The sequence below is a fragment of the Streptomyces sp. CLV115 genome, assembly GCF_038448545.1.
In the GTDB taxonomy this organism is placed as follows: Bacteria; Actinomycetota; Actinomycetes; order Streptomycetales; family Streptomycetaceae; genus Streptomyces; species Streptomyces sanglieri.
The window spans coordinates 1-14,452 of the sequence record NZ_JBCEWQ010000057.1; the positions used below are offsets into that span (position 1 = coordinate 1).

9 protein-coding genes and 1 pseudogene are annotated in these 14,452 nt (G+C 68.3%); 4 read left to right on the plus strand and 6 right to left on the minus strand.

The window, feature by feature from the left end:
* Positions 1-45: 45 nt before the first annotated feature.
* Both AADR41_RS20470 and AADR41_RS20475 read right to left on the minus strand, forming a co-directional pair.
* Positions 46-2,097, minus strand: a complete 2,052-nt coding sequence (locus tag AADR41_RS20470; protein ID WP_342282832.1) for a leucine-rich repeat domain-containing protein — start codon at positions 2,095-2,097, stop codon at positions 46-48.
* Between the two features lie 434 nt (positions 2,098-2,531).
* Positions 2,532-3,284: an ATP-dependent DNA ligase gene (locus AADR41_RS20475; protein ID WP_342282833.1), complete on the minus strand. Its 753-nt coding sequence runs from the start codon at positions 3,282-3,284 to the stop codon at positions 2,532-2,534.
* 157 nt (positions 3,285-3,441) lie between these two features.
* On the opposite strand from AADR41_RS20475, the gene AADR41_RS20480 reads away from it, so the two are divergent.
* The 4 genes and pseudogenes from AADR41_RS20480 to AADR41_RS20495 all read left to right on the plus strand — a co-directional run bounded on the left by AADR41_RS20480 (position 3,442) and on the right by AADR41_RS20495 (position 7,990).
* The gene (locus AADR41_RS20480) at positions 3,442-4,770 is read left to right on the plus strand and encodes an MFS transporter (protein WP_342282834.1); all 1,329 of its coding nucleotides are present in this window, start codon (positions 3,442-3,444) and stop codon (positions 4,768-4,770) included.
* A gap of 754 nt (positions 4,771-5,524) precedes the next feature.
* The gene (gene gcvH / locus AADR41_RS20485; protein ID WP_342282835.1) at positions 5,525-5,908 is read left to right on the plus strand and encodes a glycine cleavage system protein GcvH; all 384 of its coding nucleotides are present in this window, start codon (positions 5,525-5,527) and stop codon (positions 5,906-5,908) included.
* 434 nt (positions 5,909-6,342) lie between these two features.
* Positions 6,343-6,597, plus strand: a pseudogene (locus AADR41_RS20490) (helicase); the annotation flags it as partial.
* 463 nt (positions 6,598-7,060) lie between these two features.
* The gene (locus AADR41_RS20495) at positions 7,061-7,990 is read left to right on the plus strand and encodes a helicase associated domain-containing protein (RefSeq protein ID WP_342282836.1); all 930 of its coding nucleotides are present in this window, start codon (positions 7,061-7,063) and stop codon (positions 7,988-7,990) included.
* A 196-nt stretch (positions 7,991-8,186) separates the two neighbouring features.
* Here AADR41_RS20495 and AADR41_RS20500 read toward each other — a convergent pair whose 3' ends face one another.
* From AADR41_RS20500 to AADR41_RS20515, 4 genes are all read right to left on the minus strand, one after another.
* Positions 8,187-9,332: a hypothetical protein gene (locus AADR41_RS20500; protein WP_342282837.1), complete on the minus strand. Its 1,146-nt coding sequence runs from the start codon at positions 9,330-9,332 to the stop codon at positions 8,187-8,189.
* 582 nt (positions 9,333-9,914) lie between these two features.
* A complete protein-coding gene (locus AADR41_RS20505; RefSeq protein WP_342282838.1) occupies positions 9,915-10,838 on the minus strand; it encodes an aminoglycoside phosphotransferase family protein in 924 nt (307 codons plus the stop codon).
* 968 nt (positions 10,839-11,806) lie between these two features.
* Positions 11,807-13,294, minus strand: coding sequence for an ankyrin repeat domain-containing protein (locus AADR41_RS20510; protein ID WP_342282839.1), 1,488 nt, complete (start codon positions 13,292-13,294; stop codon positions 11,807-11,809).
* A gap of 632 nt (positions 13,295-13,926) precedes the next feature.
* The gene (locus AADR41_RS20515) at positions 13,927-14,442 is read right to left on the minus strand and encodes a hypothetical protein (RefSeq protein ID WP_342282840.1); all 516 of its coding nucleotides are present in this window, start codon (positions 14,440-14,442) and stop codon (positions 13,927-13,929) included.
* Positions 14,443-14,452 lie beyond the last annotated feature (10 nt).

The window sequence follows — 14,452 nt, forward strand, 5'->3', positions numbered from 1 at the left end:
CCGGCCGGGTTGGGCGCCCGACCAACCGGCGCAACTTCGCTCTCGTCACTGTCCCGCTGCTCTGTCCCGCCACGTTCGGTAGTCGGCGGTGCCGACGATGCCGGCGAGGCCGCGGAAGCCGGGGCGCCGGGTGAGGATCCGCTCGGTGAGCCGGTACGCATCGTCGGGGCGGCCCGCCTTGAGGAGCAGCCGGGCCTGGAGGGCGCGGATCCAGTCCCGGGCGGGGTTGTCCGGTTCGCTGCGGGCGAGGGAGGCCAGGCGCTGCCGGGTCGGCGCGTCCAGGGCGCTGAAGTCGACCTGGACGTCCTCGAGTGCGGTGAGCGCGTAGAACGACTCGGGCAGCGTCGTCGGGCGACTGAACTCCAGGTTCAGTACGCGTAGGCGGGGCATACGGGCGAAGGCGTCGTTTGGCAGTGTCAGCGGCGGCCGGAGGGTGTCGTACCGTCCGGTCCGCGGGTCGCGGCAGGTCTCCTCGCCCCAGCAGTCGAGCGCCAGCTCTTCGAGCGTGGTGACCTCCCAGACGCGGTCGAGCAGGTGCGGGGCGGGGGCCCGGTCCGCGTTGCCTGCGTTCCCGTTCATGCGCAGGGTCCGCAGCCGGGGAAGCCGCGACAGCTCGGGCAGACTCTCTACCCGGCCCAGTGCGCCGCCGAGGTCCAGTTCCTCCAGGGCGGTGGCCCGCAGCAGGTCGTCGTGTACTGAATCCAGCACGGCCCCGTACAGGTTGAGGCTGCGCAGCGCAGGCAGCCGGGTCACGATGCGGGGGAACGGTACGAGGTACGGGTCGTTGTCGAGGCGGCCGGCAGGTGCGGGCTGCAGCCACGACAGGTCGAGTTCTTCCAGGGCAGGCAGCCGGGACAGCGTGTGGGGGAGCGGGCAACAGAGGTCGCGGGCGCGCAGTACCCGCAGTCCGGTGAAGCCGCCGAGCTGGTCGGGCAGGGCGCGGAAGGGGTTGCCGGAGATGTCGAGGACCTTCAGCCGGGGCAGACGCGCGATCGCCTCGGGCAGTTCCTCCAGCGCCATGCCGGAGATGTCCAGCTCTTCGAGGTACGCAAGCTCCGCCAGCCGCGGCAGCAGCCGGTCCGGACTGCTCCGGCCCGCGAGCCGGAGCCTGCGCAGGGCGGTGAAGTCCAGTACACCCTCAGGGCTCTGCCACAAAGCACGATGGGCGGCCAGGTCAAGTTCGGTAACCTGCGCGGCCTCCTCCCGCAGTCGCTCCACCTCCCGCGCCGAGGCGGCCAGGAGCGGGCCCGGGGTGTCACGCAGCAGGGGCAGCCCGGCCGCCCACGCCGCCTCTATCCGGTCCGCGAGGTCCCAGGTGTCCTCGGCGTCGCCGAGCAGTTCGGGCCGGATCTCCTCTCGCAGTTCCGTCAGGTCCCGCAGGTCTTCCAGATGTACCTCCGCGCTGCGGGCGACCTCCCGCGGCCCTGTCAGTGTCACGGTGAACCAGTCGGCCGTGACCAGTTCCCCGGCCCTGGTGCGCCCAGCCACGGACAGCGATCCACGGTCGTCCACGCCACGGCACAGGATGGAGCCGTCCACCCCCAGATCCCCGCGCACCGCCATGTCGACGTGCCCGTGCAGCGACACGTACCGGGCGTACACGTTCCGGGCCGTCAGCGTCGTATCGCCGTCCATCGGATCTTCGCCGACGCTCCGGGCGTGGACTCCGCCGGTCACCTCCATATCCCCGCGCACGACGAGGTCGACGCGTTCGCCGAGGTGGACCGAGTGTGCCTTCAGATCCCCGGTCACCAGCAGAAACTTGTGCGGTCCATCCGGATCCTCCCCCTCCCACCATTTGAGGGCACCGTCGATGACCAGGTCGCCGTCCACGACGATGTTGTCCGCGCACTTCCCGTCCCCATCCGGGGCGACCAGGTCGCCCCGGATGTGCAGGCCGGTGCCGTACAGACGGACCGTCGGCGCGTGACCGGGGTCCGGGTCGTCCACGTCGGCGGACAGACCGAAGCGTTCCTCCGCCTCGCGCGCGCCGACGGTCTCGTAACCACGAGGCAGTACGACCCGCCTCACCGCGCCGGTGGCACCCCGCACCCGATCTGGTTCCCGCGGTGCGGTGATGTCTCCAAGCCGGTCCATAACCCGCCCCTCTACGCCGTTCGTTCCACAAGGCACCCACAATCACAGAGACCGGGCCACGGAGACATCCGGGAAACTACGCAATCGGCTACGGGAGTTCACCGGCCGGACCGAGGACGGCACGGCGGTTCCAGGAACGCCTGCAACGCTGTGACCAGTCATGTTCCCGCCGATCTGAGGCAGGCGCCCATCGACGGGCAGGCACTGGGGTGTACATGGCTGTCGGAGGCGGCCTCTAACATCCGGCGGCATGACCACAGTGAGGCATTGTCAGGTTGAGCGAGAGGCTTCCGGCCCTTGGCATGCCGAGGCCGTTCCGGGCCGCTCTGCCCGGTCCGGGGTGTGGTTCAGGCCATCGGGGCGGGGTGTCCGGTGGTGGCAGTGATCTCGTTCCAGATGGTGAAGCGGTCTTTCATGAGATCATCCCAGGCCGGTCAGCCAACGTGACAACGCCCACCAGCGCCCTGATCGCCACCCAGAGGGACAACCCCGGCATCCTCAGCGACGCAGAGCTGACCGGCACCCTCTGGGGGCTCGACGTCCGCGGGTGTCAGGTCGGTACGGACGCGGTGCATCCTGACGGGGTGACGCCACCGTCCCGAGCGGTCGGTCGAGGTATCCACCGCCACCTCCACCACGACGTCCGGCCGCACCAGGACGACATCGAGCAGATCTGTACTGCCCCACCTCCGCGCGAAGGTCCACCCCTCCCACGGATGCGGACCGGCGGCCGGCACCAGCCTGTCCGCCACGCTCCTGGCCACCCGGTCGTTCAGGACGGTGCTCCGCCCGACGTACCGCAGCTGCCCGGCGGTGTCGTACCGGGCCAGCAACAGCGTCTCCGGGGAGAACAACGACTCTGACACCGCGCCCACAATCGCCTCCGTGGTCTCCCGGACCCGGTATTTGCGCCAGGCCCGGCGGCCGGGACGGTACCGCTCGTCCCGCCGCTTGCAGACCAGCCCCTCCACCCCGACCGCGGCCCAGCCCAGCCACTCCCGCACCGCCGCCGGGTCGGTGGTCGACGGGCCCAGCGTGAGCGGATCCGTCAGCCGGTGCTCGGCGAACAACTCCTCCAGAGCGTTCCGGCGGCGCTCGTACGGCCACCCGGTCAGGTCCGTGCCGCCCCTGTGCAGCAGGTCGAAGGCCAGCCCGCCGACCCTGCACCAGGAGCGCCGTGGACGCACTCGCGCATAGGGGCAGAAAAACGGCTTTTGACTGTCCGGCAGGCGCCGTAGCGTGACGGTGTCGGGCCTCTGTCCGTCGCCACAGCCTTTCGTGTACCGATGTGTGGTTCGTCGTCCGACAGGCGGGTCGGGTCCGCGACTGCCAGGTCCAGGTCCATTGCAGTTCACCACCACGAAGGATCTATTCGTGCCCTTCGGTACTTTCTCCCGCACCAGGCCAGTGCAGCACGGCCCGCGTACAGTTCAGCCGTCCGCTGCTCGGGTCGTCGCCATCTGTGCCATCGCTTTCTCTCTCACCGCACCCGGGCAGACCACGGCAGTCTCAGCCTTCGTCGACCCGCTCATCGACGATCTCGGGGTGACCCGTTCAGCCGTCTCCACCGCCTATCTCATCGGCTCCCTCTCGGGCGGCCTGGTCATGCCGTTTCTCGGCAGGCTCATCGACCGCTTCAGCCCACGCGTCCTCATGAGCACCATCGCTCTGTGCTTCGGCGCAGTCCTGACCGCCTCGAGTCTGATCGCGGACGTCCCCAGCCTCACGGCAGCCTTCATCGGCATGCGCGTCGGTGGTCAAGGCGCGCTCAGCCTCGTCGCCACCACGACCGTGGCGGTCTATGTGGAGCGACGCCGGGGACTTGCCATGGGCATCACCTCGGCCATCGGTACAGCAGTCATCTCGCTCGCCCCGTTAGCCCTGGAACGCATCATCCATGACCAGGGGTGGCGCACGGCCCTGCTCCTGGAGGGACTCGCCGTCCTGGTGCTGGTCGTTCCGGCCGCCCTGTTCCTCCCGCCCGGCCCCCGAACCGGCACGAACCCGCTGGCGGACGGCACTGCCCACTCGGAAATGAAAAACGAAGCCGGCAACGCCGGAACCCAGGAGAACGAGCCAGCGGTCGCTGACCTGTCCTTGCGGCAGGCGCTGCGGACAGGCATTTTCTGGGTGGTCACGCTGGGGGTGGGAGTCTGCAGCCTCATCGGCACCGGACTCAACTTTCACCAGCTGTCCCTGCTCGGTGAGCGTGGCCTCAGCACCACCCAGGCCGCGGCCACCTTCCTGCCTCAGATGGTTGCCGGCCTCGCCGCTACCCTGCTACTCGGCTGGCTTGCCGACCAGATCTCCGACCTCATCCTGATCATCTCGGTCATGCTGCTGCTCGCTGCCTTGACCGCGGCTGCGGGGTGGGTGCAACCGGGAATCTCCGTGGTGGGCTACAGCCTCGCGCTCGGGGCCGTCGGCCACGGCGTCCGGACGCTTGAGGCCGTCGTTTTCCCTCGATGCTTCGGCCTGGAACATCTCGGAGCAATTCGCGGAGTCGTCCACGCCGTGATGGTCGGTGCTTCGGCATTCGGTCCCCTGGTACTCGCCTTCGGCAGAGAACATTCCGGTTCCTACCGCCCGGTCCTGCTGGTACTCACCGTCCTTCCCTTCACAGTGGCGCTCGCCGCGGTCTTCGTCCGCACGCCCTGCATGAAGAAGCCCTGACGCCGCTGGCCGGACCAAAGAGGGTTCAGAGAGCATCACTGAAAACCGCGCCCTGGTCGCGAGCGACGAACACTTCCCAGGACGGGTTCTCGATAGTGCGCGGGGCACGGCGGTCGGTTCGCCATCGACAGCCCGGTCGGCCTGGCCGCCCTCGAAGACGATGACCACGGACCGCGGACGCGGGCCCTCGCATCCTAATGGCCGGAGCGCCCGCTGCCTCCTGCTTGCCGGACCGTCAGCCGTGCGGGCAAGCACGGTGGCCACACCTCGGAATCTCAACGCGAGCAAGCGGGTCCAACCGCACTCAGTCTTCGATGCCGTCCCCGTACACGACGGCCCTGCCCCTGCCACCGCACCGCCCAGGAAAGCCACTGACCTGCAAGAAAAACACAAACGGTGCCATTAGAGGCAGAAGCCGCATGCGACAAGCCTCCTCACTCACAACGAAGTTGACACAACCCCAGGCCAGACCCCCACCCAGACCAAAATCACCACAACCCGATCTCACCCGATCCGCGACACCCCAGGCCACTCCACACCACAACTAACCACCCCCAGCGTTACGCGGCCTCACCGACGCGCGCGAGGGACTGGTCGACAGGTGCCCGATCGCGCATCCGGTGACGCGGACCCGTTCGGGTGAACGCAGCGCATTAGTGACGTGGGGTTAAGTCTTTTGCTGATCATGGCAATGGGCTGTCACCACTGTGGTGAACGACCCATGCCGCCAAGCCACTGCAGAGCGAGGGAAGACATGTCAGACGTTCCGGGATTCCTGCGATTCGCGGAGTCCCACGAATGGGCCCGCCTGGAGGCCGACGGCCTCGTGACCGTTGGGCTCAGCGATTACGCCCAGGAGACGCTGGGGGATGTTGTGTTCGTGGAGCCCCCGGAGGTCGGAAGGGTGTGCGGTGCCGGCGACGCGGTGGGTGTGGTCGAGTCGGTCAAGGCCGCATCGGACACTTACACCCCTGTTGCCGGCGAGGTCATCGCGGTCAACGATGAGCTCGCCGCCAGCCCCGAACTGATCAACTCAGAGCCGTACGACGCGTGGATTTACCAACTGCGCCCTTCCGACCGCAGTCAACTCGACAGGCTCCTGGACGCCGATGGCTACAAGGCATTGATCGGCGAATGATGCCTGCTTCGCTGGGCGCGGCCGGCACCAGGCCCGGCCCGCGCGCGGCCCCGCCGACGCGACCCACTGCTTCCTGGGAGCTCTCGCTTCCCTGACCCGGTAATCCTCGCCCAATGACCAGGAAATCCTCACTGCTTGTCCAGCACCAGCGCCGGGCCATCACTGCTCATCACCCCATAGAACACCCCCGATCGGCCCGGCCCACGGCACCCAAGGCCGGACACCAGACTGAGAACAATCCCGGACACGGAAGCGAGAACTCCCACATCCGTGATCCGGAGCTCCACGCCGCGCTCCTGGACGAGGGGCTCGGGTCAAAGGCGGTGCGCGGGGCGCGGATGGCGGCGATCCAGGCCGGGTTGATGCGGGCCGCGGCCGAGGAACGGATCCGGCGCGTGCTGTCGTTCCACTCGCGGGTCGGGGAGGCGGAGGCGATGGCGGCCGGGGTGCCGGCGGTCGCCGCCGCCCTGTCCGAGGACGACCCGGAGGTGTACCCGCCGACGGGCCGGGTGTGGGCGGACTGGCTCTACGGCGAGCACTCCCCCGCCCACCGCCGAAGGGTCCTGGACGAATTCGCGTCCGATTTTCTGGGCGGCGATTCTGATATCCGGGCCGCGCTGCGTGTTCTCAGCTCGGTGAAGGTGCTCGGGGAAGGGGTGGACACGGCGGAGTGCGATGCGGTGCTTTTCGCGGACGCGCGTGGGTCGATGGTTGACATCGTGCAAATGGTCGGACGTGCGCTGCGGACCCGTCCCGGGCGCGGGAAACTCGCCACTTTGATCGTGCCGGTATTCCTCGGGCCGGGCGAAAGCGGCGATGAAATGGTGACATCGGACGCCTACAAGACCCTCTCGAAGGTCCTCGGGGCCCTGCGGGCACACGACACGGACACCATCGAGGCACTCGCCGATCCCCGCGTGCGCAGCGGGCGGGAGGACATCGACGACCAGGACCAGGAGCACGACGGTGAGGACGCCGGCGACGGGGACGTCCTGGAGAACGGGGCCGGGCCGGCGGCGCTCAGCGCGGCAGCGGCCGGGGTGGTGCGGTTCAGCGAGGACCGCGACCCCGCCACCCTGGCCCGGTTCGTGCGGCTGCGGGTCATCGACCCGGAAGGGGCGTACTGGCGGCGTGGGATCGAGGCGGCCGGCGGTGGCTGCGCGAGACCGGGAACACCGTGCTGCGGGTGCCATACACGGCCGTCACGCCGGAGGACTGGGGCGGGGGGGCGGATATCCGCTCGGACAGTGGATCAACGAGCAGCGACGCGCGTATGCGGCCGGGACGCTGGAGGCCGGGCGGGTCGCCGAGCTGGAGAAGCTCGGGATGGTCTGGTCCGAGCAGGACGCGGCCTGGTCGGACGGGATCGCCGTCGCCAAGGAATACGCCGCAGTGCACGGCCACTTCCTCCCACCAACCACCGCAGTCTGGGACGGGCATCCGATCGGGGTGTGGGCGAAGAACGCCCGCGCTGCGGCCCGCCGGGCGCGGGAGAACGAGGAACTACGCGCGGCGGGCCTCCCCGTCCCTTCGGCGGCCGGTGCGATGCCCGAGGCGCGGCGGGACGAGCTGGACGCGATCGACCCGGGGTGGTGCCCGGTCTGGGACACCGGGTGGCAGCGCTGCTACCGCCTCGTCCAGAACCACGTCCAGGCCGGCGGCACCCTCCCGGAGGCCGCGGGCGACGTCGTCGTCCAGGGCGAAGACCTCGGACGGTGGGTCACCGCGCAGCGGCTCGGGTGGGAGCAGCTTCTTCCTGTGCAGCAGTGGATCCTGGAGAACACCCTCGGGCTCCAGCCGGCCGAGGAACATGAGCGGCCGGTGAAACAGACGCAGAACGCGAAATGGGCGGCCAACCTGGCAGCAGCGCGGCAGTTCCACGCCCGTGAAGGACACCTGCGAGTCCCCCGGAAGCACGTCGAGGAGCTGGAGGCGCAGGACGCACTGTCGGTCCGTCAGGGCGACGCTGGCGGGGCCGTGGTGGTCAAGCTCGGCACCTGGCTCGACAACGTCCGCAAACGCGCCGCCAAACTCCCCGAACAACGCCGGACCGATCTCGATCAGCTCGGGATGCGCTGGTAGTCAATGAGTGGGAACGAGCGGCGGGACCGGGCAGGGTGATCCTGTCCCGCCCCGCTGCCGTCGGGTCGGCCGAAGTCGAGCATCTCCTGGGCGAAGTCGGCCGGGGCCGGCCGGTGCTGGGGCGGCGGTGCGCCATCCTGGCGGGCGGCTTTCCATCGCTCGGCCAACTCGTCCTTCCATCCCGGGCACTTTCCTCTCAAATGGTGTACGTGTTGCTGTTCTTCGCCATGAGCCACATGTAATACCACTGGTCGTCGCGTAGCGTCCTCGGACTGTTCTCTGCGGTATTCCGGATGATTTCCCAAACCCCACCGGCCCCGGCCGCGCCGATGAGAGGAAGCGCCGCTGTCATGGCTGGCCCATAGACTGCGACAAGCACGGCTCCTACAGTTCCAATAACTGCGCCAGTAACCGATATTGCGCGCTTTCTGCGGGCAATATTCATTTGTGACTGAACGCGCCTGATCTCGTCTTCCAGCTGATTCCCGATCTTGCGCAGTTCGTGCTCCATGTGGTCACTTTGAACGGCTCCATCGAGATCTGCGATGCTTTGCTGCAAGAATCTTTTGGCCGCACGGTAGGAGCCGAATTGCTCGACCGTGATGCGACTAGCGGTAGCCATCGATACGCCGTCGATGAATGGAAGGTCCATCTGGAGAATAGGGCGCACCACGCGGCTCTGTACCGGTCCATTGCCGGAGCCTTCCACCTCCTCGATGACTCTTCCGTCTCGTACTAAGAAGTCGAGTGCCGTCCGAACGGGGCTGGCTTGACTGTCGGTGCGACTTACATCTCCTGGGCTGGCGTGAATAACGCTACGCTCGCTTTGGATCGAGTATTTGGGTAGATACCAAACGAGTCCAGATCTGAGCAGGGGCTCGGAATTGGTGAGCCACTGCCCTAAAGTGAAAATATTGTCGCACACCAGAGCGAGTCTATCTGGCCATTCGGTTACAGTAATTCCAGTCTGAGGGTCAAAGGAAGTGCTTCTCCTGGGCGCAAAGATGCGTTCGATGGGGTCAATTCTCGGGGGAATTTGAACGAGCTCGTGCACACTCCCTGGTCCATGATGCGCTAACAATAGGGTGTCGGATACGAGCAGGCTTCGTTTGGTGAGGCGTTCAAATCCGCCTTCACTCACTCCCAGGCCAACATAAAATGGGGAGTGAGATAGTTTCTTGTCATCGACCAGTTCCCGGCGCCGCTCATGGAACAAGTGCCGCGCGTATGCCTTCGCCATCAGGCTGGGATCTTTCCTCTCGTGCACCGTCACCCCCTTGAAGAATCTGTTCATGTGCTTCGCGACGATCGGATTTTGAATTGCTTTCCGGTGACTGCGCATAATGGCATGCTACCCGCTGAGGATTTACGGCGTCGCGTGATCTCGTTCTCCTTCCCAGGGCCATTGAGCGTTCTCAGAGCGGCCACCGATCGGGTGACGGCGGGAAGGCCGCAACGCACGAGGCACCCATGCCGTTGAGGGAGATGTTCGACGTCTCAACTCATCAGCGCGACGTCTGCCGCCGTCGCAGACGGTGCTTCCCACCGGGCAAGGGAATCAAGCAGGCCCCGGAGTGTCAGCCCGCTCGGGCGGTCCGTCAGCGCTCGACGGCAAGCAGCCACCAACCGAGTCTGCTTGCCGGAGTCCCCGGGATGTGCACGGGGTTTCGGTGCGGGGGCCGGGATCGTGGTCCAGAGCAGCATGTTGGCCCTGGCCTGCGGTGGTCGGGGCTGGCCCGGCGACGCCGAGGCGCAAGGGACTGGCCGGCTTGTTCCGGGCCAGCGGGATCGCGCCCCTGTGCGGGCTACCTGGTGGGCGGGAGGGGTTCTGTGAGGCGGTCCAGCCGTGTGTAGAGCGCCTGTACGAGCCGGGCGCGGTTCTGGGCGCAGCGGGCGGTTCAGCAGCGCTCGTGAACGCCCCGATTCAGGCTTGCTGCGCGATGTCCTCGGCCAGCTCGGTGAGGGTTCGCTCCGACAGCGACCGCGCCTCGGGCGTGCTGTCGGCCCCGGCGAGGGTGATTGCCGCCTTCCACACCGCCCAACCCTGGGCACGGTGCCAGGTGTCCTGGTCCAGACCGGCCGCGCGGACGAACAGCGGACGCGTCTCGCGGTCGAACATCGTCCACGCGGCCACCAGGTCGCAGGCGGGGTCCCCGACGGCGGAGCAACCGAAGTCGATGACCGACGAGAGCCGCCCCTCGCTCAGCAGCAGGTTTCCGGGCGCGATGTCGCCGTGCAGCCACACCGGTGCCCCGTTCCACGAAGACTCCGTGGCACGGCGGACGCACCGCTCGCCCATCTCCCGCACCTCGGGCGCGAGCCCGGCGAGAGCCAGGACGGCCTCGTCGGCGTAGACGGTGAATTCGGCGCCACGCAAGCAGTTGTGCGCCCCTGGCAGCGGGGCGTCCTGCGTCGGTACGGCACGCAGGGCCATCAGGAACTCACCCAAGCCCACCGCGACAGCGGCCAGATCGGCTTCCCCGGCACCGGCGCGATTCAGCGTCCGCCCGGGGTACCAGGCATACACCGACCACGGACCGTCGAACAGCGGGCTTGGCACGCCCTTGGCGACAGGCTTCGGGATCGGCAGTGGCAGCACCCCGGCGAGCACCGGCAGCCAGCGGTGCTCCTTCTCGACCTGGGCGTCGTAACCCCGCGCGCTGGGAATCCTGACCGCAAGGTCGGAGCCAAGGCGGAACGTCCGGTTGTCCCAGCCCTGCGGCTCGACCGGGCAAAGCGGCAGCTCGGCCCACCGGGGGAACTGCTCGCGCACGAGCCGGCGCGCGAGGTCCAGGTCGGGAACCGGCCGCTCGACGGTGGGCACGGAACTGTCCTGACTGACGCTCATGGCGGAATCTCCTGCGGGGGTGTCGGTCACAGTCGATCACTGATCACGGTCGGTCAGCGGCCTGGGACGGCTCTGGCCGGCCGGGCATAGCGGGCTTCGGCGGACGGGCCCCCGCCTCACCGTAGCGGCTGAAGCCAGGGACGAGCAGCGTAAGGGATCCGGCGAGCAGGAACACCACAGCGCCCAGCCCGGCCACGGCCCCTACCCCGACCTGGCGTCAACTCACCCCGGCCCTCCAACGCCAGCAACCGCCGCACCGCCACCGGCCGCAAAACGCCAGCATCCGTCCCAGCCCCGACCGACCCCACCCAGCGCCCCCGCCATTACCAACGGGGCAGCACCGCCCCAACAGAAAACGATCAAGAAAGACCCTACCCTCTTGGATCTCCCACTCCGCTGACCAGGTATTCCTCACTCAGTGACCAGCCAATCCTCATTGCTTGTCCAGCACCAGCGCCCGGCCACCACTTCTCAACACCCCATAGAAACACCCCGATCGGCCCGCTCCACAGCACCCAAGACCGGACACCGAACTGAGAACCATCCCGGACACGGAAGCGAGAACTCCCACGCGCCCGGAGACGCGGGCGATCGCACAGGCCCTGCTCAGGGGTTCACCTGGGCGGCGGCGCGGGATGCTGCCGTCGGAGGGACGGCCGGGCAAGAGCGGCGCAGGTGGTATGCCTGCCGGGGAGGGATGGGGCGAGTGGCCGTCGAGGACGGCCTCTGTCACCGGGAGAGATCCATGCGCATGCGTACTGCTGTCACCACTGCGGCCTTCGCCGCGGAACCAACCCCGGACGCCCGCCCCGCCACGGAGCGGAGTTCCGCCTCGCCGGCCCCGCCACCCATCCCGCCCCGGTCCAGGAGTCGACCGGCACCCACGACCGCTTCGGCGAGGTCCTCGCCCGCTGCTGGGGCCGGATGCACCCCAAGCCGGACCGCCGCCATTCCTGGGCCAACCTCGCTCAGTGGCCCTCGGGAGCCGCGTCCACGCGGAAGACGGGCAGCCCTTCACTCAGCCGGGTCATGAGCAGCGCCTGGTCGAGCATTTCCTCGTCCTCGTCGGCGGCGAAGACGTCGTCCACGAGGAGTTCGCGCAGCTGCTCCTGTACGCCGTCGCCGTATCCCTGCTGGTAGTCGAACGTGTCGAAGTAGAGGTCCGCTTCCACGGTCGCGATCGTCTCGTGTTCGTCCTCGATAACCAGGCGGGCGCGGATCGTGCCTGCCTGGAGCGTGTGGTCGTTGTAGGAGCCGTAGACGACCTCGGCGTGGATGTCACGGCATTCCATGTCGCCGTCGGTGAACACCCCGCGGGCGGTGACATCGCCGCGGACGGCCATGACCGAATCGGGGCCGCAGTCCGCCAGCACGCCCTCGACGGTCAGTGAGCCGGTCAGCACGAAGGGCGCCACCACCTGGAGATGTCCCTTCACGACCAGGTCACCGTGGTGGAAGAACGGCGTGTCCACGAGCTGGTCACCGAGCAGGGTGCGGGAGGCCCCGGTGTCGCCGAGGGCCTTGGCACACATCTCCGGGACGAAGCCGATCAGGCCGGGGTCGATGCCGCCCCCCAACTGGGCGGCGAACTCCTGGTAGCTGTCGAGGTCCGGCTCCACAACCTGGGCAAGCCAGCCATAGTCGTCGGGGACCCCGGCGGCCTCGCACACTGCGGCCTGCTCGGCACGTATCACCCCGGCCACCTGGCGGACCGCATCCATGTCGATGGGCAGCGGCCCGCCCTCCACCACGGGATACCGCACATGCGCCGGAGCACCCGCAGCCTCCAGCAGAGCCACGATCTCCGACCGTGCCTGCCGCTGATCCATGCTGTACTCCGGCAGCCGCAACGCGAACCCGAGGGGAGTCCGACCCAGGCCATCGACCGCGGCAGTGTCGGCGCCGCGCTCCAGCAGCAGTTTCACCAGCTCCGGCCTCCGCGCACGGACGGCCGCGTGCAGCGGGGTGTCTCCCCGGTCGTCGGCCGCGTCGATCGATACACCGTGGTCGAGCAGGAAGGCGTAAACGGGCTGGGCCACGCCGCTGTGGTGGGCGAGCGATCCGCCGGAGCCGAGCCCGTTGGGGCCGTCCAGCCGGGCACCGTGCTCCACGAGCAGTGCCAGCACCTCCACCGTACGCCGCACCCGTCGTGCCTCCGCCTCCGAACCGCTGCGTGCGACGACCCATCCGGCGGGCGTGACACCCTCGCTGTCCGTGGCGTGCACATCGGCGCCGCACTCCAGCAGCGCCCGTATGACCTCCAGGCACGGCAGCGGGCCGTCGTCGCCTGTCGCCTCCATGGCCTGGTGCAGCGGAGTGGCTCCCCGCTCGTCCCGTGCCGAGACATCCGCCCCGTCGGCGATCAGCGAACGGACCCGTGCGGCACGCTCGGCGGGGTCCGCGCCGGCGACAAGTATGACGGCAGCAAAAAGGGATTCACTCATGGCTTCGCTCATGATGAGGACTCTAGGACGACCCACTGACAACGGGCCCCGGCAGGCCGGACGTCGACCCTCCGCAACGTAAACCAATGACCGGATCATTGGTTCTGAGCAGGCGAGTCGCGGGGGTTTCCGTAGCCGGTTCCGTATTGATGCCCCGCCGACATGTTGTGCCGGCGTGCGCCTCGCAAGAACAGCCGAATCGCAGGAGCCGGTCGACCCGCTCCCGGTATCGAAGTACACCGGGCCCGGCTCCGTGCCATCGGCCGGCAGAACCCCGGGCCGGCCCTCATGCTCGCCGCCGAACTCCTCGGTCTCCCACATACTCCGCCCCTCCCCCACCGGCCAGAACGCCGATGACACGTCAAAGGCAGGCCGGGGCGGCGCCGCAGCGCCGCCCCGTTCATGGATCCGGCCGACTCACCTACGACCTTGCCCCAGCCCGGCCAGACCCGGTGGGCGAATACCCGAACCGGTGAATCACGGTGAATCACAGTTCCCCAGCATCGACGTCAGCCCGGCGGGGATGGGAGCTCAGCCGTGGCCTCCTGCTGCGTCTCCCGGCATAGCGTGGAACCCGCGGTATTTCTGGGCTTGGCCTTTCAGCGACGGGTCCGCCGCTTTGCGGCGGCGGACCCGTTGTTCTTCTAGAGCTGGCGCCATTCGGCGCCGACCTGGTCGGTCTGGCGGATGGTCCGTTCTCCGGCCGCGGGAGCGGGCCACACCTGAAGCAGGTATACCTCGACCGGGTCGTCGTCCGGGCCGAGACTGTCTTTGGCACGTCCCTCGTCACGGCCGCGGGCATGGACACGCACGCGGTAGGTTCCCGGTCCGTTGGGGGCGAGGTCGGGCAGGTCCTCGGCTTCGCCGTCCTCCCAGGAGGTGACGAGAGCCGAGCCGGTGGTGGAGATGAACGACGTCTCCACCGACTCGTCCCAGTCGCCCTCGTGGAGCGGTGGCTCGGATGCGTGTGTGGTGACGGTGACCTCGACCGGTCCGACGGTCAGTCCGGTCAGGATGCCGGCCCCGTCCTCCTCGACGGCGATCAGCCCGTTGCCGGCGTCCGCGATGTCCGGTGCCTGGTCGGTACCGAGGTCGGGGTCGACGATGTAGAACTGACGGGCATACACCCACACATGGGTGGTCCCGCGTTCTTCCGGCATACCGGGTGCC

Coding starts and splice junctions, on each gene's coding strand:
- AADR41_RS20470 (WP_342282832.1), bottom strand. CDS start 2,097: ATGGACCGGCTTGGAGACATCACCGCACCGCGGGAACCAGATCGGGTG.
- AADR41_RS20515 (WP_342282840.1), bottom strand. CDS start 14,442: ATGCCGGAAGAACGCGGGACCACCCATGTGTGGGTGTATGCCCGTCAG.
- gcvH (WP_342282835.1), top strand. CDS start 5,525: ATGTCAGACGTTCCGGGATTCCTGCGATTCGCGGAGTCCCACGAATGG.
- AADR41_RS20505 (WP_342282838.1), bottom strand. CDS start 10,838: ATGAGCGTCAGTCAGGACAGTTCCGTGCCCACCGTCGAGCGGCCGGTT.
- AADR41_RS20510 (WP_342282839.1), bottom strand. CDS start 13,294: ATGAGCGAAGCCATGAGTGAATCCCTTTTTGCTGCCGTCATACTTGTC.
- AADR41_RS20500 (WP_342282837.1), bottom strand. CDS start 9,332: ATGCGCAGTCACCGGAAAGCAATTCAAAATCCGATCGTCGCGAAGCAC.